At 71.4% G+C, this 19,366-nt stretch carries 16 protein-coding genes; 7 read left to right on the top strand and 9 right to left on the bottom strand.

Going from position 1 to position 19,366, the window contains the following annotated elements:
* The first annotated feature begins 6 nt into the window (after positions 1-6).
* Positions 7-2,373 carry an ATP-binding cassette domain-containing protein gene (locus ACFU5O_RS07855; RefSeq protein WP_384237692.1) on the top strand — a complete coding sequence of 789 codons (2,367 nt, stop codon included), beginning with the start codon at positions 7-9 and terminating at the stop codon, positions 2,371-2,373.
* 28 nt (positions 2,374-2,401) lie between these two features.
* On the opposite strand, the gene ACFU5O_RS07850 is transcribed toward ACFU5O_RS07855, so the two are convergent.
* The 9 genes from ACFU5O_RS07850 to ACFU5O_RS07810 form a co-directional block, all read right to left on the bottom strand.
* Positions 2,402-3,229 (bottom strand): tyrosinase family protein, encoded by an 828-nt coding sequence (locus tag ACFU5O_RS07850; protein WP_384237690.1) that lies wholly within the window; start codon positions 3,227-3,229, stop codon positions 2,402-2,404.
* A 17-nt stretch (positions 3,230-3,246) separates the two neighbouring features.
* A complete protein-coding gene (locus ACFU5O_RS07845) occupies positions 3,247-3,630 on the bottom strand; it encodes a tyrosinase cofactor (protein ID WP_384237688.1) in 384 nt (127 codons plus the stop codon).
* Positions 3,631-3,944: 314 nt separating this feature from the next.
* The gene (locus ACFU5O_RS07840; RefSeq protein WP_384237686.1) at positions 3,945-5,348 is read right to left on the bottom strand and encodes an aminobutyraldehyde dehydrogenase; all 1,404 of its coding nucleotides are present in this window, start codon (positions 5,346-5,348) and stop codon (positions 3,945-3,947) included.
* Positions 5,341-6,663 carry a flavin monoamine oxidase family protein gene (locus tag ACFU5O_RS07835; RefSeq protein ID WP_384237684.1) on the bottom strand — a complete coding sequence of 441 codons (1,323 nt, stop codon included), beginning with the start codon at positions 6,661-6,663 and terminating at the stop codon, positions 5,341-5,343. The genes ACFU5O_RS07840 and ACFU5O_RS07835 overlap by 8 nt, the downstream gene beginning before the upstream one ends.
* A gap of 34 nt (positions 6,664-6,697) precedes the next feature.
* The gene (locus ACFU5O_RS07830; RefSeq protein ID WP_384237681.1) at positions 6,698-7,822 is read right to left on the bottom strand and encodes an ABC transporter ATP-binding protein; all 1,125 of its coding nucleotides are present in this window, start codon (positions 7,820-7,822) and stop codon (positions 6,698-6,700) included.
* Between the two features lie 4 nt (positions 7,823-7,826).
* Positions 7,827-8,771 (bottom strand): ABC transporter permease, encoded by a 945-nt coding sequence (locus tag ACFU5O_RS07825; protein ID WP_384237678.1) that lies wholly within the window; start codon positions 8,769-8,771, stop codon positions 7,827-7,829.
* Positions 8,768-9,763: an ABC transporter permease gene (locus tag ACFU5O_RS07820; RefSeq protein ID WP_384237676.1), complete on the bottom strand. Its 996-nt coding sequence runs from the start codon at positions 9,761-9,763 to the stop codon at positions 8,768-8,770. Before ACFU5O_RS07820 ends, ACFU5O_RS07825 begins: the two co-directional genes overlap by 4 nt.
* Before the next feature lies 1 nt (position 9,764).
* On the bottom strand, positions 9,765-10,907 hold the full coding sequence (locus ACFU5O_RS07815; RefSeq protein WP_384237673.1) for a spermidine/putrescine ABC transporter substrate-binding protein: 1,143 nt from the start codon (positions 10,905-10,907) through the stop codon (positions 9,765-9,767).
* Between the two features lie 250 nt (positions 10,908-11,157).
* Positions 11,158-12,399 carry an aromatic ring-hydroxylating dioxygenase subunit alpha gene (locus ACFU5O_RS07810; RefSeq protein ID WP_384237671.1) on the bottom strand — a complete coding sequence of 414 codons (1,242 nt, stop codon included), beginning with the start codon at positions 12,397-12,399 and terminating at the stop codon, positions 11,158-11,160.
* Between the two features lie 383 nt (positions 12,400-12,782).
* On the opposite strand from ACFU5O_RS07810, the gene ACFU5O_RS07805 reads away from it, so the two are divergent.
* From ACFU5O_RS07805 to ACFU5O_RS07780, 6 genes are read left to right on the top strand one after another with little or no spacing between them, the layout of a single operon-like run.
* Positions 12,783-13,298, top strand: coding sequence for a hypothetical protein (locus ACFU5O_RS07805; RefSeq protein ID WP_384237668.1), 516 nt, complete (start codon positions 12,783-12,785; stop codon positions 13,296-13,298).
* Positions 13,295-14,596: an NADH-ubiquinone oxidoreductase-F iron-sulfur binding region domain-containing protein gene (locus ACFU5O_RS07800; RefSeq protein ID WP_384237666.1), complete on the top strand. Its 1,302-nt coding sequence runs from the start codon at positions 13,295-13,297 to the stop codon at positions 14,594-14,596. Before ACFU5O_RS07805 ends, ACFU5O_RS07800 begins: the two co-directional genes overlap by 4 nt.
* Positions 14,593-14,784: a ferredoxin gene (locus ACFU5O_RS07795; RefSeq protein ID WP_384237664.1), complete on the top strand. Its 192-nt coding sequence runs from the start codon at positions 14,593-14,595 to the stop codon at positions 14,782-14,784. The genes ACFU5O_RS07800 and ACFU5O_RS07795 overlap by 4 nt, the downstream gene beginning before the upstream one ends.
* Before the next feature lies 1 nt (position 14,785).
* Positions 14,786-16,846, top strand: a complete 2,061-nt coding sequence (locus tag ACFU5O_RS07790) for an acetate--CoA ligase family protein (RefSeq protein WP_384237661.1) — start codon at positions 14,786-14,788, stop codon at positions 16,844-16,846.
* Between the two features lie 56 nt (positions 16,847-16,902).
* Entirely contained in the window at positions 16,903-18,075 is a 1,173-nt protein-coding gene (locus ACFU5O_RS07785; protein WP_384237659.1) for an acyl-CoA dehydrogenase family protein, read from the top strand.
* 42 nt (positions 18,076-18,117) lie between these two features.
* Complete coding sequence (locus tag ACFU5O_RS07780) at positions 18,118-19,287, top strand: acyl-CoA dehydrogenase family protein (protein WP_384237656.1); 1,170 nt, start codon at positions 18,118-18,120, stop codon at positions 19,285-19,287.
* The last annotated feature ends 79 nt before the right edge of the window (positions 19,288-19,366 follow it).

Here is a 19,366-nt window from a genome sequence, read left to right as displayed (position 1 = left end):
CCGGGTATGCAAGGCCCCCACGACCCGTATGTCCGCGTCCGCGCCGCCCGCGAGCACAACCTCAAGAACGTCGACGTCGACATCCCGCGCGACACTCTGACGGTCTTCACCGGGGTGTCCGGGTCGGGCAAGTCCTCGCTCGCCTTCGGCACGATCTACGCGGAGGCCCAGCGGCGCTACTTCGAGTCCGTCGCCCCGTACGCCCGCAGGCTGATCCACCAGGTGGGAGCGCCGAAGGTCGGCGACATCACCGGGCTGCCGCCCGCCGTCTCCCTGGAGCAGCGCCGCTCCTCCCCCACCTCGCGCTCCTCCGTCGGTACGGTGACGACGCTGTCGAACTCGCTGCGGATGCTGTTCTCCCGCACGGGCGACTACCCGGAGGGCGCCGAACAGCTGGACTCGGACGCCTTCTCACCGAACACGGCGGCGGGCGCCTGCCCCGAGTGCCACGGTCTCGGGCGGATCCACCGCACCACGGAGGAGCTGCTGGTCCCCGATCCCTCGCTGTCGATCCGTGAAGGCGCGATCGCCGCCTGGCCGGGTGCCTGGCAGGGCAAGAATCTGCGGGACGTGCTGGACGCCCTCGGCCACGACGTCGACCGGCCCTGGCGCGAGCTGGAGCAGAGGGCCCGCGACTGGATCCTGTTCACGGACGAGCAGCCGGTGGTGACGGTCCATCCGGTGCGTGAGGCCGGCCGCATCCAGCGTCCGTACCAGGGCACGTACATGAGTGCGCGCCGCTATGTGCTCCACACGTTCTCGGACTCCAAGAGCCAGACGCTGCGCACCAAGGCCGAGCGGTTTCTGACCAGTGCCCCGTGCCCCGTGTGCGGGGGCAGCAGGCTGCGGCCGGAGGCGCTCGCGGTGACCTTCGCGGGGCGGACGATCGCAGAGCTGGCGGCGCTGCCGCTGACCGGGCTGGCCGAGGTGCTGCGCACGGACCGGCAGGACGAGACGGCGCGGGTGCTGACCGGGGATCTGCTGGCCCGGATCGCAACGGTCACCGAGCTGGGCCTCGGGTATCTGAGCCTGGACCGGCCCACACCCACCCTCTCCAGCGGTGAGCTGCAGCGGCTGCGGCTGGCGACACAGCTGCGGTCCGGTCTTTTCGGTGTCGTGTACGTGCTCGACGAGCCGTCCGCGGGCCTGCATCCGGCCGACACGGAGGCGCTGCTGGTGGTGCTGGACCGGCTGAAGGCGAGCGGCAACACGGTGTTCGTCGTGGAGCACCACCTGGACGTGGTGCGGCACGCGGACTGGATGGTCGACGTGGGACCGCGCGCGGGCGAGCACGGCGGCCAGGTGCTGCACAGCGGGCCGCCGGAGCAGCTCAGGGAGGTGAAGGAGTCGGCGACCCGGCGTTTCCTCTTCGGAACGGAAGCCCTCCCGGCGCGCGAGCCCCGGGAGCCGTCGGGGCAGCTCGTGCTCGGCCCGGTCACCCGGCACAATCTGCGTGGCGTGACGACCCGGCTGCCGCTCGGGGTGTTCACGGCGGTCACGGGGGTGTCGGGCTCGGGCAAGTCGACGCTCGTCGGATCCATCACGGAGGAACTGCCCGGCGTGGAACGGCTGGTGACAGTTGATCAGAAACCGATCGGCCGCACGCCCAGGTCCAACCTCGCGACGTACACGGGTCTGTTCGATGTCGTGCGCAAGCTGTTCACCGCGACCGACGAGGCCCGTGCGCGTGGCTACAGGGCCGGTCGTTTCTCCTTCAATGTCGCGGGTGGCCGGTGCGAGACCTGCCAGGGCGAGGGCTTCGTCTCGGTCGAGCTGCTCTTCCTTCCGAGTACGTACTCGCCGTGCCCGGACTGCCACGGCGCCCGCTACAACCCGGGAACCCTCGAAGTCCGTTACAGGGGGCGCAACATCGCCGAGGTGCTCGACCTCACCGTGGAGGCCGCCGCCGAGTTCTTCGCGGGCACTCCCTCCGCCGCACGGAGCCTGCGGGCGCTGCTCGACGTCGGTCTCGGCCATCTGCGGCTCGGGCAGCCCGCGACGGAGCTGTCCGGCGGTGAGGCGCAGCGCATCAAACTCGCCTCCGAGCTCCAGCGGACGCTGCGCGGCCACACCCTTTACGTCCTGGACGAGCCGACGACCGGCCTGCATCCCGCCGATGTGGAGGTGCTGATGCGGCAGTTGCACGGTCTGGTCGACGCCGGGCACTCCGTGGTGGTCGTCGAGCACGACATGGACGTGGTCGCCGACGCGGACCGGGTGATCGACCTGGGCCCCGGCGGCGGCGACGAGGGCGGCAGGGTGGTGGCCGAGGGCACCCCGGCGGAGGTGGCGCGGGCGGCGGGGAGCCGCACCGCGCCGTATCTCGCCAGGTCCCTCCGGCGGGGTGCCACCGGTCACAGCACCAGCGCCTGACTCGCCCCGGCGGCACCCCCGAAGTGCCTCAGGCCGCCGTGTCGTAGGTGTAGTGCGGCGTGTGGTCGAGCATGTCCGCGGGGGTCACGTCGTTCCACGGGCGCATCGTGTCCCGCAGGTCGACGACGTTCGCCGTACCGGCGGCCGGGAGATAGGTGGAGCCGGGGTGGCGGGCCTGCCACTGGGCCCAGAGCTTGTCGATGAAGGCGTGGTGCATCCAGAAGACCGGGTCGTTCGGGGAGACGCCGGTGGCCATCTGTCCGCCGACCCACACGTGCACACGGTTGTGCAGGTTGACGCCGCGCCAGCCCTCGAGGTGGTTGCGGAAGCCGTCCGAAGCGCTGTTCCACGGCGGGGCGTCGTAGGTGGACATGGCGAGCACGGAGTCGACGTCGGCCTTCGTCGGCAACTGCCGTCCGCCCGCGCCGAGGTCGCGCCGCAGGAAGGTGCGCCCGTCGACGCGTACGGTGACCGCCCATCCCCCTCGGGCGGCGGCGAACGGGCCGTCCATCACCTGTCCGTCCCTGGCCCGGCCGGTGCCACCCATGAAGTCGGCGGCCCACAGCGAGGAGGCGGTGGTGCGGTCGGCGGTCCAGTCCCAGTACGGGAGCGCCACGGACGGGTCCACGGACTGGAGCGCCTGCTCGAACTCGATGAGGAATCTGCGGTGCCAGGGCAGGAAGGACGGGGAACGGTGGCCGACCCGGTCTCCGCTGTCCGTGTCGCTCATGATGAACGCGTTGTGGGTGGTGACGAAGGTGTCGTACCGGCCGTTGCGCTTGAGCGTGAGGAGGGCGTTGACGAAACGCCGCTTCTCGTCGGAGGTGAGCTGGGCCTGGTTCTTGCGTACGGTCATTGCGGGTGTGCTCCGGATCAGGAAAGGTCGAGCGGGACGAGGGCGGCGCCCTGGAGTTCCACGACGGCGGCGCGGGCCACGGCGCGGGGCGTGGCGTGCGGCTCGTAGTGGTTGACGACACTGATCCAGGTGCCGTCGGCGTTCTGCATGACGTGCAGTTCCTTGCCGTCTATGCGCACGGAGTAGCCACCGCCGTGGTGGTCGTGGTGCCCCCCGCCGTGGGAGGGCGTCCCCTGTATACGGCGGCCCTTGTAGGTCTCGTCGAAGGAGTCCGGCGTCGCGGGAGCGGCCGAGGGCCTGGCGCTGTGCGCCGGAAGCGCCTGCGCGGCGCCGGTGACCGCGAGGCCCGCGGCGACGCCGGCGGCGGCGCCCAGGGCTTGGCGGCGGGTGAGTCGGGACATGCGTAACCCCCAGATGTGGCAGTGATGGGACGGCGGTCCGGTGGTCGGCCGGTTCGCCGTGGCCATGACTACAGGCCGACCCCCGGCAACAAGAAGTCGCCGGGGGCCGGTTGGTCACTATGAGGACATGTCGCCATACCAAGTGCAGGGTTGAACAAAGTTGATCTTGTTGCGACCCGAGGAATCGGGCGCCTTGAACGCAAATTCTTCACACAATGTGTCAATCTCGTGAAGAACTTGCGGTCCAACCGGCCATCCAGTGCCGGACCTCACATCGGAAACATGGCCGAAACATGGGCTGGGCACTGCCCGTGTCAGACCATCACATGCTTGACCTGTGTGTAGTCCAGCAGGCCGGCCAGAGAGAGATCGCTGCCGTAGCCGGAATGCTTCACTCCGCCGTGCGGCATCTCGGAGACGGTGGTGCCGTGGGTGTTCACCCATACGATCCCGGTGTGCAGCGCCCGGGTCGCGCGCATGGCCCGGTCGTGGTCCGTGGTCCAGACACTCGCCGCGAGGCCGAACCGCACGCCGTTCGCGAGACGCAGCGACTCCTCCTCGTCGGCGAAGCGCTGCACGGTGACGACCGGACCGAAGATCTCCTCCTGCACTATCTCGTCGCTCTGGCCGACCCCGATGACGACGGTCGCCTCGTGGAAGTAGCCGGGACCGTCGAGCCGGGAGCCGCCGGTGACCGTCTCGGCATGTTCCGGCAACCGGTTCAGCAGCGCTTCGACCGATGCGAGCTGCGCGGCGCTGTTGAGCGGGCCGAAGTCGGTGGCAGCCCGCAGTTTCGCGGCGTACGAGGCGAACGCGGCGACGAAGGCGTCGTGCACCCGCTCGTGCACCAGGTAGCGGGTGGGCGCGGTGCAGTCCTGACCCGCGTTGTAGTAGGCCACCGCGGCGAGTTCGGCCGCCGTGGCTTCGACGTCCACATCCTCGTGGACGATCACAGGTGCGTTGCCCCCGAGTTCCAGATGGACCCGTTTGAGGTCCGCGGCCGCCGTGGCGGCGATCTCGCGTCCGGCGCGCACGCTGCCGGTGACCGCGATCAGCCGGACCGCCGGATGTGCCACCAGCGCCCGGCCGGTGTCCCGGTCGCCGCAGACGACGTTGAGGACTCCCGGCGGCAGGTGTTCGGCGGCGATCCGCGCCAGAAGTGCCGTGGAGGAAGGGGTGGTGTCCGCCGGTTTGATCACGGTCGCATTGCCCGCGGCGAGCGCGGGGGCGATCTTCCACACCGCCATCATCAGCGGATAGTTCCACGGGGTGATCTGCCCGCAGACACCCACCGGTTCGCGGCGGAGAATCGAGGTGCGGCCCTCGGTGTACTCGGCCGCGGCGGCGCCCGGCAGACTGCGCGCGGCTCCGGCGAAGAACCGCAAGGTGTCGGTGATCGCGGGCAGTTCGTCGGTCCTGAAGAGATCCACGGGCTTGCCGGTGTCCCCGGCCTCGGCGGCCACCAGTTCGTCCGCGTGCGCCTCGAGCGCGTCGGCGATCCGCAGCAGTGCGCGCTGACGGGTCGCGGGGGTGGTGGCGGACCACCGTTCCTGGGCCGTTGCCGCCGCGGTGCAGGCCGCGTCCACTTCCGTGGGTCCTGAACGGGGGGCGCTGCCGTTCACCCGGCCCGTCGTGGGGTCGGTCAGCTCCATGGTCTCGCCGGAGGCTGCGGGTCGGCCGACGCCGTCGATGTGGTTGAGAGCGAGCGGTTCAGCCACGGCGCAGCGCCTCCTCGGCGGCGGCGCGGCCGGTGCGTACCGCGCCCTCCATGTACCCGGCCACCCACTGGTCGGAGCCGCATGTGTAGAACGGCGGTTCATGGGTGCCGTGCAGGGGGCCGACCGCCATGACGTCACCGGGGGTCCAGTGGGTGACGTACCCCTGGGTCCAGGGGTCGGTGCCCCACATCCGCGTGAATGTGCTCAGCGGCCGGTGCGCGTCGTCGCCGTAGAGGCGCGCGATGTCGCCGAGCAGTTCGGCGTCACGGCGCCCTTGGGGAATGCCGAGCAGCACCCCGTAGCGCTCGGGTGGCACGAGGGCGGAGAGGATGCCCTCGTTCTGCGGCCAGGTGCTGCCGAGCAGTCCTTCGCATTCGGACAGCCCGTTCAGACCGCTGTCGCGCCAGAAGGGTGTGTCGTAGGCCGCGGCGAACTTGGCCGCGACCGCATGGCGCTGGCGGTGCAGCGAGGCGAGGCGTTCGTCGGACACTCCGGTGACGGTGACGGAGCGGAGCGGACCGACGGGCAGCGCGCTGACGACGGCGCCCGCTGTCAGCGTCTCGCCTCCGGCGAGGCGTACGGTGCAGCGGCCGGTCCGTACGTCGACGGCTTCAACGGGCGTGCGGAGGCGGACGCGCTCCCCGAGCGCGTCGGCCATGCGCAGCGCCACGGTGGCCGATCCCTCCGCGACCCGCAGTCCTTCCCAGTCCTCGTAGTCGTAGTGGCCGGAGTGGTCGCTGCCGGGGACGGCGGCGTTCTTGCGCAACGCGGCGAGCAGGGAGGTCCGTTCGTACGAGCCGTCGGCCAGGGCGAGCTGACCGATCTCCCAGAGCCGGACGACCGCGGGGCTCGCGCCCTCCGAGCGCAGCCAGTCCCCCACCGACAGGCGGTCGAGCCCGGCGGCCTCGGGGTGGCCCCAGGGGTCGTCGGGGTCGACCGAGCCGGCGAGCGCGGTGAAGGCGGCGGTGACCTGCCGGTGGACGGCGTCGTCGCCGGGGCCGAACCAGTGCGGAGTCTCCCCGGCGGAGACGTCTTCGGGGGTGGCGCGGGCGATGACGCCGGGTTCCGCGACATAGCTCGGGACCAGTGTGAGGCCGAGCTCCGCGGCGAGTGCGAGATAGGCGGTGTGGGCCCGGCCCACCACCTCGCCGCCGAGCTGGACGAGCCTGCCGTCGGGGAGCCGGGTCTGTTCGACCCGGCCGCCGACGCGGTCGCGGGCCTCGACGACGAGCACATCGGCTCCGCCTGCGGTGAGGTCCCGTGCGGCGGCCAGCCCGGCGAGCCCGGCGCCGAGCACGATCACATCGTGGTTCATGAGGGCGTTCCTTGGATGCGGGGGCGGCGGGCTGTCAGTCCAGGACCAGGCAGTGCTCGGGCTTCCAGCCGATCTCGACGGTCTCGCCGCCGCTCCAGCGGTCCTCCATACGGGAGCGGTCGGTGTTCTGCTCCAGTACGGACACGGTGACGCCGGGGGCGAGTTCGATGAGGTAGGTGGTGGTCGGGCCGGAGTAGACGGTCTCCCGGACCACACCGCTCACCCGGGCCATGTCCGGCTGGAACTCGGAGAGCCAGATCTTCTCGGGCCGGATGGAGAGGCTGACCCGGCTGCCGTCGGCGACATCGGTGCGCGCTCCGACGGGCAGGGCGGGGCCCTGGTCGACGACCACCTCCCCGGCGCGATAGGTGCCGGGGACCAGGTTGGACGTACCCATGAAGGAGGCGACGAAGCTGCTGGCCGGGCGCTCGTACACGTCCTCGGGAGTGCCGCACTGCTCGACGTGCCCCTCGTTCATCACGGCGACCCGGTCCGACATGGTCAGTGCCTCGTCCTGGTCGTGGGTGACGAAGACGAAGGTGATACCGACCTCACGCTGGATCTGCTTGAGCTCGACCTGCATCCGGCGGCGGAGCTTCAGGTCCAGGGCCGCCAGCGGCTCGTCGAGAAGCAGCACCTGGGGGCGGTTGACCAGTGCGCGGGCGAGCGCGACCCGCTGCCGCTGGCCGCCGGAGAGCGTACGGGGCTTGCGGTCGCCGAGGCCGCCGAGCTGAACCCGCTCCAGCATGGTGGCGACCCGTTCGCGTATCTCGGTGCGGCCGACGCCCTTGCGCTTGAGGCCGAAGGCCACGTTGTCGGCGACCGAGAGATGGTCGAACAGGGCGTAGCTCTGGAAGACGGTGTTGACGTTCCGCCTGTCCGGCGGGAGCGCGGTGACGTCCTCTCCGCCGAGCAGGATCGTGCCGTCGGTGGGATCGGTGAAACCGCCGATCATCCGCAGCGACGTGGTCTTGCCGCAGCCCGAGGGGCCGAGGAGCGAGAAGAACTCGCCGGGAGCGATGTCCAGGGAGAGTTCGTGCACGGCATAGGAGTCGCCGTAGCTCTTGCTGATGCCGTCGAGGCGGACGGCGGGGGCGGGGTCCGTCACTTGCGGGGCGGTCGTGGAGGTCGTCGAGGTCGTCGAGGTCGTGGACGTCACGGTGTCACTTCCCGGAGAGCAGATCGAGGCCGCCGCGACGGCCGAACAGACGCGGGATGAAGAGAGCGAGGGCGATGAGGGCGATGGATCCGGCGAGCATGAGGGTGCCGACCGCGTTGATGGTGGGCTGGACCCCGAACCGGATCGCCGAGTAGATGCGTACGGACAACGGCTGCGGGTCGACCCCGGTGGTGAAGTAGGCGAGGACGAAGTCGTCGAAGACGAGCGCGAAGATCAGCACCGCGGAGGCCAGGATGCTGGGGAACAGGGCCGGCAGGGTGACCAGGCGCAGCGCCTGCCAGCGGGTGGCGCCGAGGTCCATCGCCGCCTCCTCGACCTCCGGGTTGAGGGCGGCGATCCGCGAACGCAGGATCACCGTCACATAGGAGATCGAGAAGGTGATCTCCGCGAGCGTCACCGTGGCGGTGGACAGGGTGATGCCCATGCCCTTGAAGAGCAGCATGGCCGCGACGCCGGTGACGATCTCCGGGGTGATCAGTGGGATGAGCATGATCAGTCCCGCGAGGGAGCCGAGCCGGCTGCGGCACCGCACCAGGCCGAGTGCGAGGGCCACACCGAGGATCAGCGAGCCGGCCATGGCCACCAGGGAGACGCGCAGGCTCATGCCGAGCGATTCGAGCAGGGTGTCGTCCTGGAGGAAGGCCGAGTACCAGCGGAGGCTGAAGTCCTTGAAGACGGTCAGCGACTTCTGGGAGTTGAACGAGAAGAGGATGACGACGCCGATCGGCAGATAGAGCAGTACGAAGAACGCCGCGGTGACGGCGATCGCCACGCGGGGTCTGCGGTCGGTGCCGCGTCGGTGGCGGCGGGAGGCCGGGCGTGGGCGGGCGGCGGAGGCCCGCCGGGAGCCGCCCCGGCGGGGGCCGGGAGTGCGGGCGGCACGGGGTTCGGGTCGGCGTTGCGGGTTGAGGGCGGGGCGCAGGGTCATCGGACCGCCTCCGCCTCGTCCTTGCGGGTGCGTCGCAGATAGCCGAGCATCCCGAGGAACAGGACGGCCATCATGAGCATGGTGAGCGCAGAGCCGAGCGGCCAGTTCTGGCCCTGGAAGAACTTGTCCTGGATCAGGTTGCCGATCATGATCTGGTCGGGACCTCCCATCAGCTGGGCACTGACGAAGTCGCCCATGGCGGGCAGGAAGACGAGAACGCAGCCCGCGGCCGCGCCCTGCCGGGTGGCGGGCAGAGTGACGTAGAAGAACGTCCTGAGCGGGCCGCCGTAGAGGTCGCGTCCCGCTTCGATGAGGGAGACGTCCATGCGCTCGAGGGCCGCGTACAGCGGAATGATCATGAACACGATGAACCCGTAGACGAGTCCGGCGATGACACCCGCCCCCGTCTGCAGGATCTTGGTGCCCCCGTCGGCGAGCCCGACGGCGCGCAGCGCCTTGAGCAGCGGTCCGTCGTCGGAGAGGACGACCGACCAGCCGTACATCCGTACCAGGTAGTTGGCGAAGAACGGGACGACGATGGCGGCGATCAGGAGGTTCTTGAAACGGCCGCCGTGCAGGGCGATGGCGTAGGCGACGGGGTAGGCCACGACCAGGCAGATCACACAGGTCAGCAGGGCGTAGCCGAGCGAGCGGAGCAGCACGGCGCGGTAGGCCGGGTCGGCCATCGCCGCGATGTTGTCGAAGTTGAACCCGAAGCGGGGATTGCCGAGTGGGTCGGTGGTGCCGAGCGCCAGGGTGGCGACCAGAAGGAGCGAGGCGAGGAGGAAGGCCGTCATCCAGAGGGTGCCGGGGATCATCAGCCAGGTCCAGAGCCGGTTGCCCGCGGCGGAGGGACCGCGCGTCCGCGAGGCGCCGGCACGGGTGCCGGAGGTGGGGGTACGGAGCTCGGAGGTTGAGACGTCGGGGGTAGGGACGTCAGAGGTCGGGACGTCGGGGGTACGGGTACGGAGGTCAGGGGTGTCCGGTGCCATGTCATCCCGCCTTCACATGGGTCCAGGCGGTGTCGCGTGCCTGTTCGCCCTTGGGGGTGCCGTTGCGGAAGAAGCGGTCGTCCTTGAGGTCCTGGGCGGTCACCAGACACTCCGGGAAGGGCTCCACCAGCGCCGCGTACGTGTCCTCGCTGCCACCGACCGGCATCGGATAGCCGATGTACTCGATGTTTCTCTTCACGTTCTCCGGGCGGAGCATGTAGTCGATGAAGAGCATCGCGGTGCCCGGGTGCCGGGCGTCCGAGGGAATCGCGTAGCAGTCGGAGTTGACCGGAGCACCCTCCTTCGCGACCTCGAAACCGAGGGCGGAGGGGTCCTTGGCCTGGCCGAGCATGGCCGCCATGTCCCCGCTCCAGGCCTGGGTCATGGCCGCGTTGCCGTTGAGCAGGTTGTTGTAGCTGTCGCTGGAGAAGCCGCGCAGATGGGGGCGCAAGGACCGCAGGGTCTCGGTGATGCGGCCGAGGTCGCCCGCGTCCGTCGTGGAGACGTCGAGGCCGAGCTTGAGCGCGGCGAGGCCGAGGACCTCGTCACGGTCGTCGAGTACGAAGACCCTGCCCTTGGCCCGGGCGTTCCACAGGTCGTCCCAGGAGCCGCTCAGTCCGTCGCCCAGTCGGTCCTTGCGCCAGCCGATCCCGGTCTTGTACATGGTGAAGGGAAGCGTGTGCCGGGAGCCGGGGTCGTACCAGGGATCGGAGAAGTAGTCGTAGTGGCCGAGGACGGCCCCGGCGTTCCTGAGCCGGCTGTGATCGATGCGACGCAGCCTGTGCCCGGCGGTCAGCCGCTCGGCCCACTTGGCGGTGGGGAAGATGATGTCGTAGCGGTTGCCGGCGTTGAGCTTGGCGACCATGCCTTCCATGGAGTCGAAGTTCGACTGGACGACCTTGACCCCGTACTCCTTCTCGAATCCGGCGAAGACAGCCGGGTCCACGAAGTCGGCCCAGTTGAAGTAGACGAGGTCGCCGTCGACCTTGACGTCGATGGGCTCTTCCACGGCCCCGTGTGCGGCCGGATCGGCGGGGAGGAAGCCGCATCCCGCCGTGGTCAGGCCGAGGCCGAGGCCGACGGCAGAGGCGGCGCCGGTGCGCAGGAGGGAACGGCGGGACAGTGGGGGTGCCTCGGGGGACATCGGGGTCCTCTCCGTGGGGTTCGTACGGGGACGAACACTGCTGCGGGGACGGTCGAGGGTGCACGGAGCCCTGACTCCGTGCCCGACCGGGGGCCGTGCGGGGTGCGGGGACACCGTCTGCGCGGCTCGACAGGGGGTGGTGGCTGGGCGGACGCGGCTCACCGCCGCGCACCGCGGGATCCTTACGGGTCTCCTCCGGGCGCCGCGGCGCCGGGACGGATCACTCGCGGCGCCGGTGGGGTGCGGCGGCTCAGTGCTCCGGGTCGTCGAGATCGGCCCGGACGCGCCCGGCGAACCAGCCGACCGCCGACTCCCGCCGGGAGAGCGGGCCTGGCTCGAACCCCGGGGTGGTGAGTCCTTTCTGCACCCGGGCCACCAGTTCTGTGTCCTCGTCGTTCGTGATCCAGCCGATGTGGATGTTCAGCCGCCGGGCGATACGGGTTCGCAGCCCGGCTCCGCGGCGGGTGTAGAACGCGCCGGGTACGGCCACGCGGTCCACGGCCGTGGGTATGGCGGTCCAGGCAAGCACATGGTCGGGGTAGAAGTCGATGAGTGTGTTGGGATAAATCACGGCGTACCGCCAGACCCGGCGGTCGGCCTCCTTGAGGCCCGGCATGGGGGCGGCGATCCGCTGGTAGAGACGTTCCGCCCAGTTCGAGGACGGTTTGTCGCGCAGCGGCGAGGCGAAGAGCGCGTAGGACTCCCCGGTCTCACAGGTGTAGCCCTGGTAGTCGAGCAGTCGCATCAGCCCGGGGTGGGCCACCGGTACGTGGTAGCCCTCCAGGTAGTTGTCGACGGCGACCTTCCAGTTGGCGTGCTGGACCTCTGCGCCGTCCAGGTCGTGGATCCGGCTGCGCCCGACGGGCACCAGATCGGTCCCGGCGTAGTGGCCGACGGCTTCCGCGAGTCCGGCGCACTGCTCGGCGAGCGGTACGGCGTCGGGATCGTGGTTGACGAAGACGAACCCGAGGAACGATTCGACCCGGACAGGGAAGAGACCGAGCTTCGGCTTGTCCAGGCAGGGGATCTGACGGGCCTCGGGCGCGCCGACGAGGCGGCCGTCGAGTTTGTACGTCCAGCCGTGGTACGGGCAGCGGATCGCCTTGCCGGCCGGTTCCGGGGCGGTGACCAGGCGGGTGCCGCGGTGGCGGCAGACATTGAGGTGGGCAGCGAGACCGCCGTCCTCTGTGCGGACGACCAGGACCTCCCGGCCCGCGGCGGTGGCGGCGAGCCGGGCACCTGGGCCGGGCAGGTCCGACTCGTGGCAGACGAGCTGCCAGGACTTCTCGAAGATGTGCCGGGTCTCGGCGGCGACGGTGTCCGGGTCGGTGTAGTAGCGGGCCGCGAGTGCCCGGCCGGGAGTGCTGTCCTGGTCCGGCGCGCCTTGCGGATTCTGCCGGCCGAGCCGGTCGTGCCGGTCGAGCCGGCCGTCCGGGCCCGGCGGGCCGTGCGGGGTGAGCGGGGCTGCGGTTACGGGGGCTTCGGGCTGCATCGGATGACTCCTCAATGCCGCCTTGCGCGGCGATCGGTGCTGAGGCGGCCCTGGGGCTGTCGGCGGGTTCGGTGAGACGCCGAAGCCGCACTGACTAATTGGCCAGTCAGATTGCTGGTGGGTTTCCGCAGTGTCAAGACTTGCGGACTGACTAATTGATTAGTTAGCGTAATCCTCATCGCCGCCCCCTGCGATCCGGTGCCCATCGTCCCGGGCCGGGCGCCGCGGCTTTCCCCCGGGCGGTCCCGCCCGGGACCCCTACCGCCGAATCCCCGTCGCACGGCGCACCGGCCCGGCAGCCGGTCGACGACAGCACTCCTCGCATCCGGTCCCCCGGTCCGGTCCGTGCCGTGACGACTCCCACTCCTGTCCCGGAGGCACGCATGAGCGGTCATCGGCGTCTCGTCTGGCTCGGGCTCACCCCCGAACCCGAGCGGGAACTGCCCCTCACCGTCGCTGCCCTGCGCAACCGAGCGCCGCACACGGCCGTGGCGCCGCCGGAGCTCGCGGCGGCCGAGCGGCGCCGCGTGGAGCGGCTCATCCTGCACGGCAACGAGCGCGGCTGGCTGCGCTATCTCGCCGAGGTCACCGAACTCGTGACCGCTGTCGCCGCCGGCACACGGCCGGGCGACCCGCGGGCCGCGCTGATCGCGGGTGAGGTCGTGCTCGACCACCACCGCATGCTCATCGGCCTGCCAGGGTCCGGATACGGCCGCACGAGCGCGGACCGGAGCGCGCTGGAGACGGCGGTACGGACCTTGCGGGACGCCGCTCCGGCGGCAGGTGCTCCGGAGCGGCCCCGTGACGGCCTCGCGTCCGGCGGCGCGGCCGGGACCGGCCCGGCCGGTCGCGCCCACCGGTCCGTGTCCGGCCGCACAGGGGACGGAGGGCAGGGATGACCGTCATTCGCTCACTGATGCCGTACCCGACAGGCACCGTGCTCGGCGCGGTGCCGCACATGGTGGAGAGCGGCGAGGCGTATGCCGCCGGCGGCGGATACCGCGGTGCGGGCGATCCGGACCGGCTGCTGAGCCACCTCGCCGATGCCGGGCTCCGCGGCCGCGGCGGCGCGGGATTCCCGGTCGCCGTGAAGCTGCGGGCCGTACGCGACGGCGGCGGCGCGCCCGTGGTCGTCGCCAACGGAGAGGAGGGCGAGCCCGGGTCGGTCAAGGACCGCTGGCTGCTGCGGGCGCGACCGCATCTCGTGCTCGACGGGCTGGCCCATGCCGCGGTGCTCACCGGTGCCGCGCAGGCCTACGTCTATCTCTCCGACCCCTACGCGGCCGCGCGGGTCCGCCAGGCCCTCGCCGAGTCTCCGCCACAGGTGCCGACGGAGGTGGTCGAGACCGGCCACACCTACGTGGCCGGCGAGGAGACCGCGGTGGTACGCCGGATCAACGGAGGGCCGGCCCTCCCGGCCGCCAAGCCGCCCCGGCCGTACGAGAGCGGAGTCGGCGACCGGCCGACCCTGGTCTCCAACGTGGAGACGCTCGCCCGTATCGCCCTCGTCGCGGCCCGCCCCGAGCACCGCCACGAGATCTCCGGCAGCACCCTCCTCACGCTCTCGTCGGCAGGCGGCCCCGCGCTGCTCGCAGAGGCGCCCTACCGGACCCCGCTGCGCACGCTGGCCACCGTCCAGGGCACCCCGGAGGCGTCCGGGGCCCTCATGGGCGGACTGTTCGGCGGGCTGGTCGGCCCCGGTTCGCTCGATCTCGAACTCGACCGCTCCGCTCTCGCCGGGGCGGGTACGGCGCTTGGCTGCGGGGCCATCCGGTTCCTCGACCCGGGCACCTGCCCGCTCGCCATGGCCGCCGACGCCGTCGACCACCTCAGGGCCGAGAGCGCGCGCCAGTGCGGTGTCTGTGTCTCGGGCACCGCGGCGCTGGCCGACACGCTGCGGCAGCTGACCGCGAACGCCGCGGTGCCCGATGCGGCGGAGCGGCTGCAGCGCTGGTCGTCCGGGCTGGCCGGGCGCGGTGCCTGCGGTCTGCTCGACGCCGCCGCCGGTACCGCGGGCAGCCTGCTGCGGGCCTTTCCCGGACTCGTCCGCGCGCATCTCGAAGCGGCCTGCACCGCATGCGCCGCCAGCCCGTCCAGCGGCGGCCACCGGCTCGTGGTCGCCGTCCCCCAGGTCATGGACCGCCCGGCCCGCGAGACCCGTCCCTCCGCCGAGCCCTCGCTGAAAGGATCACCGTGAAACTCCTTCTGGACTCGACCCGCTGCCAGGGCTACGGCCTCTGCCAGGAACACGCTCCCGACCTCGTCGAGCTCGACGAATGGGGATACGCGTCGGTCGTCGCCGTCGCCGTGCCGGCCGGCGGCGAGGACGCCGCCCGCGCATGCGCCGACGCATGCCCCAACTCCGCCCTCCGGCTGGAGAAGTGAGATGGCCCGCGACCTGACGGCGCTCTTCGACCCCAGGTCCGTCGCCGTGGTCGGCGCGAGCGACGACCCGGCCAAGTACGGCCACGCCGTGGCCGCCCAGGCGCTGCGCGCCCCTGGAAGGCGGCCCGTCCATCTGGTCAACCGGCGTGGCGGCACGGTGCTCGGGCGCCCGGCCGCCACCTCGCTCGCCGCGATCGGCGAACCGGTGGAGCTGGTGGTGATCTCCGTGCCGGGAAGGGGGTTCGAGGCCGCCGTGGACGACGCCCTGGCCTGCGGGGCCCGGGCGATCGTCGCCATCACGGCCGGGTTCGCCGAGACGGGCGCGGCCGGCCTCGCCCGCCAGCGTGCGGTCGCCGAGCGGGTGCGGGCAGCCGGGGCGGTCCTGGTCGGCCCCAACTGCCTCGGGATCGCCGACAACACGACCGAGCTGTATCTGGCCTCCGACACCTTCGCGCCCGGCCGTGTCGCCCTGCTGAGCCAGAGCGGCAACCTGGCACTCGAACTCCAGCTCCGCTGCGCCCCGCACGGCCTGGGCTTCTCCCGTTTCGTCTCCCTCGGCAACCAGGCCGACATCACCCTCACCGACCTGGTCGAGGACTGCGCCCGGCACGAGGCGACCGCGGCGATCGCCGTGTACGCCGAGGACTTCGGAGACGGCCGCGCCTTCGCCCGGGCCGCCGCCGATGCGGGCAAGCCGGTCGTCCTGCTCACGGCCGGACGCGGCAGTGCCTCTGCCCGCAGTGCCCAGTCGCACACCGGCGCCCTCACCACATCGGCCGATGTCGTGGCCGCTGCCTGCCGGGACGCCGGGGTCGAACTCGTCGCCACACCACGGGAGATGACCGTCGTCCTGGCAGCGCTCGGCGCGGCGCCCCGCAGCTCCGGACGGCGTACCGCCGTGTTCACGGACGGGGGCGGCCACGGCGTGATCGCCGCCGACGCCGCCGAGTCGGCGGGGCTGGAGGTCCCCGAACTGGGCGAGAAGACACAGGCGCGGCTGCGGACGCAGCTGTGGGAGCAGTCCGCCGTCGGCAACCCGGTGGACCTGGCCGGGATGGGTGAGCAGGACCCGGGCTCGTACGCGAGCGCAGTGGGGGGCCTGCTGAGCGCCGACGAGGTCGACGCGGTGCTGATGACGGGCTATTTCGGCGGGTACGCGGCCTCCGACGGCGGCCTCGGCGGTGGGGGTACCGAGCTCTCCGAGGGCGAGGTACGGGCCGCGCGGGACATCGTCCGGCGGCACGCGCAGAGCCCGAAGCCGCTGGTCGTCCAGTCGATGTACCCGCAGTCGCCGAGCTGCCGGACCCTTGCAGGCGCCGGAATCCCGGTGTTCTCCGCGACCGAGGACGCCGCCCGCGCCCTGGCCGCGATGACGGTGGACGAGGCGGCACCGCCTACGGGCATCGCCCCGCTGCCACCGCCCGCCGCCCCCCTGGGGGAGGCCGGGTACCACGGTGTGCGGGCGCTCCTCGCCGCCGCCGGGGTGCCGTTCCCCGCGGCCCGCGAGATCACCGGTGAGGCCGAACTACTCGCCGCCGCCGATGAGTTCGACGGCCCGTATGTGCTCAAGGCCCTGCATCTGCTGCACAAGTCCGACGCGGGCGGGGTGGCGCTCCGGCTCGCGGACCGGGACGCGCTCGTGGCCGCGTACCGGGAGATGCACGCCCGGCTCGGCGCGGCGTCCTACTCGGTCGAGGCGATGGCCGACCTCTCGGACGGCGTGGAACTGATCGTAGGAGTCAACCGGGACCCGCGGTTCGGTCCGGTCGCCATGGTCGGTCTCGGCGGTGTCCTCACCGAGACCCTGCACGACGTGGCCTTCTCCCTCGCACCCGTGCCGGCCCTTCGCGCGGAGCACCTGCTGCGAGGGCTGCGCACCGCAGGGCTGCTGGCGGGCGTACGCGGCCGGCCGGCCGTCGACGTGGCTGCGGCGGCGGAGGCCGTCGCGCTCATCACCGAAGTCGCCGCGGCCCACCCGGAGATCGCCGAGCTCGAGATCAATCCGCTGCTGGTGCGCCCGGGCGGTGTGCTCGCCCTGGACGCACGGGCCGTACTCGCCTGATCCGCACGCCCCCTGCCACTCCCCGCCCCCGTCACCACACCCCGGAGGACACCACCATGGACTTCCGCTACACCCCTGAGCAGGCCGCCCTCAAAGCGCGAGCGGCCTCCTACTCCCAGCTGCTGATGCGCTACGAGGACCGGTCGGAGGAGGCCGGCGGTCCGCTGCCCACGGAAACGGTCCGCGAACTGACCCGGGCCGCGATCGACGCGGGCGTCTACGCGATCAACATGCCCGCCGAATGGGGCGGGGCCGGTCTGTCGCTGCTCGACCAGGTCATCGTCGAGGAGGAGTTCGGCAAGGTCACCAACTGCCTGTGGGACATTCCGTGGCGGCCGGCCAACGTCCTGGCGTACGGCACGGAGGCGCAGCGGGAGAAGTATCTGCTGCCGGTCATCCGCGGCGAGCGGTTCGACGCCTTCGCCGTGACGGAACCGGGTGCGGGGTCGGACCCGGGCTCGGGCACGAGCACGGCCACCCGGACCGACGGCGGCTGGCTGCTGAACGGTGAGAAGTGGTTCGTCACCTGCGGCGACATCGCGGACTTCCTGCTGGTGCAGGCGGATGCCGGCCCCGAGCGGGAGGCGACGCTCTTCTTCGTCGACAAGCAGGCGGCGGGCGTGGAGATGACCCGGGTCCCGCGCTTCATGCACTCCGCCGTGAACGGGCATCCCGAGTTCGTCTTCACCGATGTGTTCGTTCCAGAAGAGGACGTGCTCGGCGGGGTCGGCGGCGGCTACGAGCTGACCAAGGAATGGTTCACGGACGAGCGGCTGATGATCGCCGCCAGGACCGTCGGTGCCGCAGAGCGGGCGCTTGAGCTGGCCCGCGACTGGGCCGTCGAGCGCCGCCAGTTCGGCTCCCGCATCGCCGACTTCCAGCTCGTCCAGGGCATGCTCGCCGACTGCGCCGTCGACATCGCCGTCAACCGCGCCTACACCCACCAGGTCGCCTGGGAGGCGGACCAGCCGCACACCGACCGCAAGACCCTGCACGCCAAGGCGTCGACGGCCAAACTCGCGGCGAGTGAGGCGGCAGGGCGGGTCATCGACCGCTGTGTGCAGATCTTCGGCGGACGCGGATACGACCGCTCCTACCCCGTGGAGCGGATGTACCGCGAGCTGCGCGTCGACCGCATCTGGGAAGGCACCTCCGAGATCCAGCGCCTGATCATCGCCAACGAGCTCATCAAGCGGGGCACCCAGGCGCTCGCGCTCCCGCTGTCCTGACACCGCCCGCCGTCCCGTAGGCCCCAACCCCGAGGAAATGCCATGGACTTCCGTCTCACCGCCCGCCAGGAGGAGCTCAGGAGCTCCGCGCGCGGACTCACCGACTTCATCATGAAGTACGAGGCCGACTGCGAGGAGAACAACGGGCTGCCGCCGCAGGCCCACGCCGCGATCCGCGACGCCGTGCTCGGCAGCGGACTGCAGGCCGTCAACATGCCGGCAGAGTGGGGCGGTGCCGGGCTCACCATCCTGGAGCAGGTGACCGTACAGGAGGAGCTGGGCCGGCTCACCGGCGCGCTGTGGGACACGGTGTGGCGTCCCGCCAACGCGCTGCGGTTCTGCACTCCCGAGCAGCGCGAGCGCTACCTCGTTCCCGTCATCCGGGGTGCGCGGCGCGACTGCTACGCCGTGACAGAGCCCGGGGCGGGCTCCGACCCGCAGAGCATCAGGACGACGGCGACCCGGACCGCCGACGGATGGGTGCTGAACGGCGAGAAGTGGTTCGTGACGGTGGGCGACCACGCCGACTTCATGATCGTGCTCGCCGCGGCCGGGGAGGAGGGGGAACCGACCCTGTTCCTGGTGGACAAGGACACGCCGGGGGTGGAGATGACGCGGGTGCCCCGCTTCATGCACACCTTCGTCTACGAACACCCGGAGTTCACCTTCACGGATGTACGGGTCCCGCACGACGCCGTACTCGGCGGGATCGGGAAGGGGTACGACATCACACGTTCCTGGTTCACCGAGGAGCGGCTGATGATCGCCGCCAGGACCACCGGCGCGGCAGAGCGCGCGCTGGAGCTGGCCCGCGACTGGGCCGTCGAGCGCCGCCAGTTCGGCTCCCGCATCGCCGACTTCCAGCTCGTCCAGGGCATGCTCGCCGACTGCGCCGTCGACATCGCCGTCAACCGCGCCTACGCCCACCAGGTCGCCTGGGAAGTGGACGCGGGACTCTCCGACCGCAAGACGCTGCACGCCAAGGCGGCCATCGCCAAGCTGTCGGCGAGTGAGGCGGCCGGGCGGGTCATCGACCGCTGTGTGCAGATCTTCGGCGGACGCGGATACGACCGCTCCTACCCCGTCGAACGCCTCTACCGCGAGCTGCGCGTCGACCGCATCTGGGAAGGCACCTCCGAGATCCAGCGCCTGATCATCGCGGGTGAACTGGTCAAGCGTGGCACGGGCGTACTGCAGTTGCCGCACGCCTGAGGGCGTCGGCGCGTCCGGTCCGGTCGGGGGGCGGGCGGGGGGCGCGGCCCCCCCGGCCCGCCCGAGCCCAGGGACAACA

Source organism: Streptomyces sp. NPDC057445 (genome assembly GCF_042802855.1).
GTDB lineage: Bacteria > Actinomycetota > Actinomycetes > Streptomycetales > Streptomycetaceae > Streptomyces.
The sequence above is the reverse complement of the archived record's forward strand: the minus strand, read 5'-3'. Positions and strand labels throughout refer to the sequence as shown.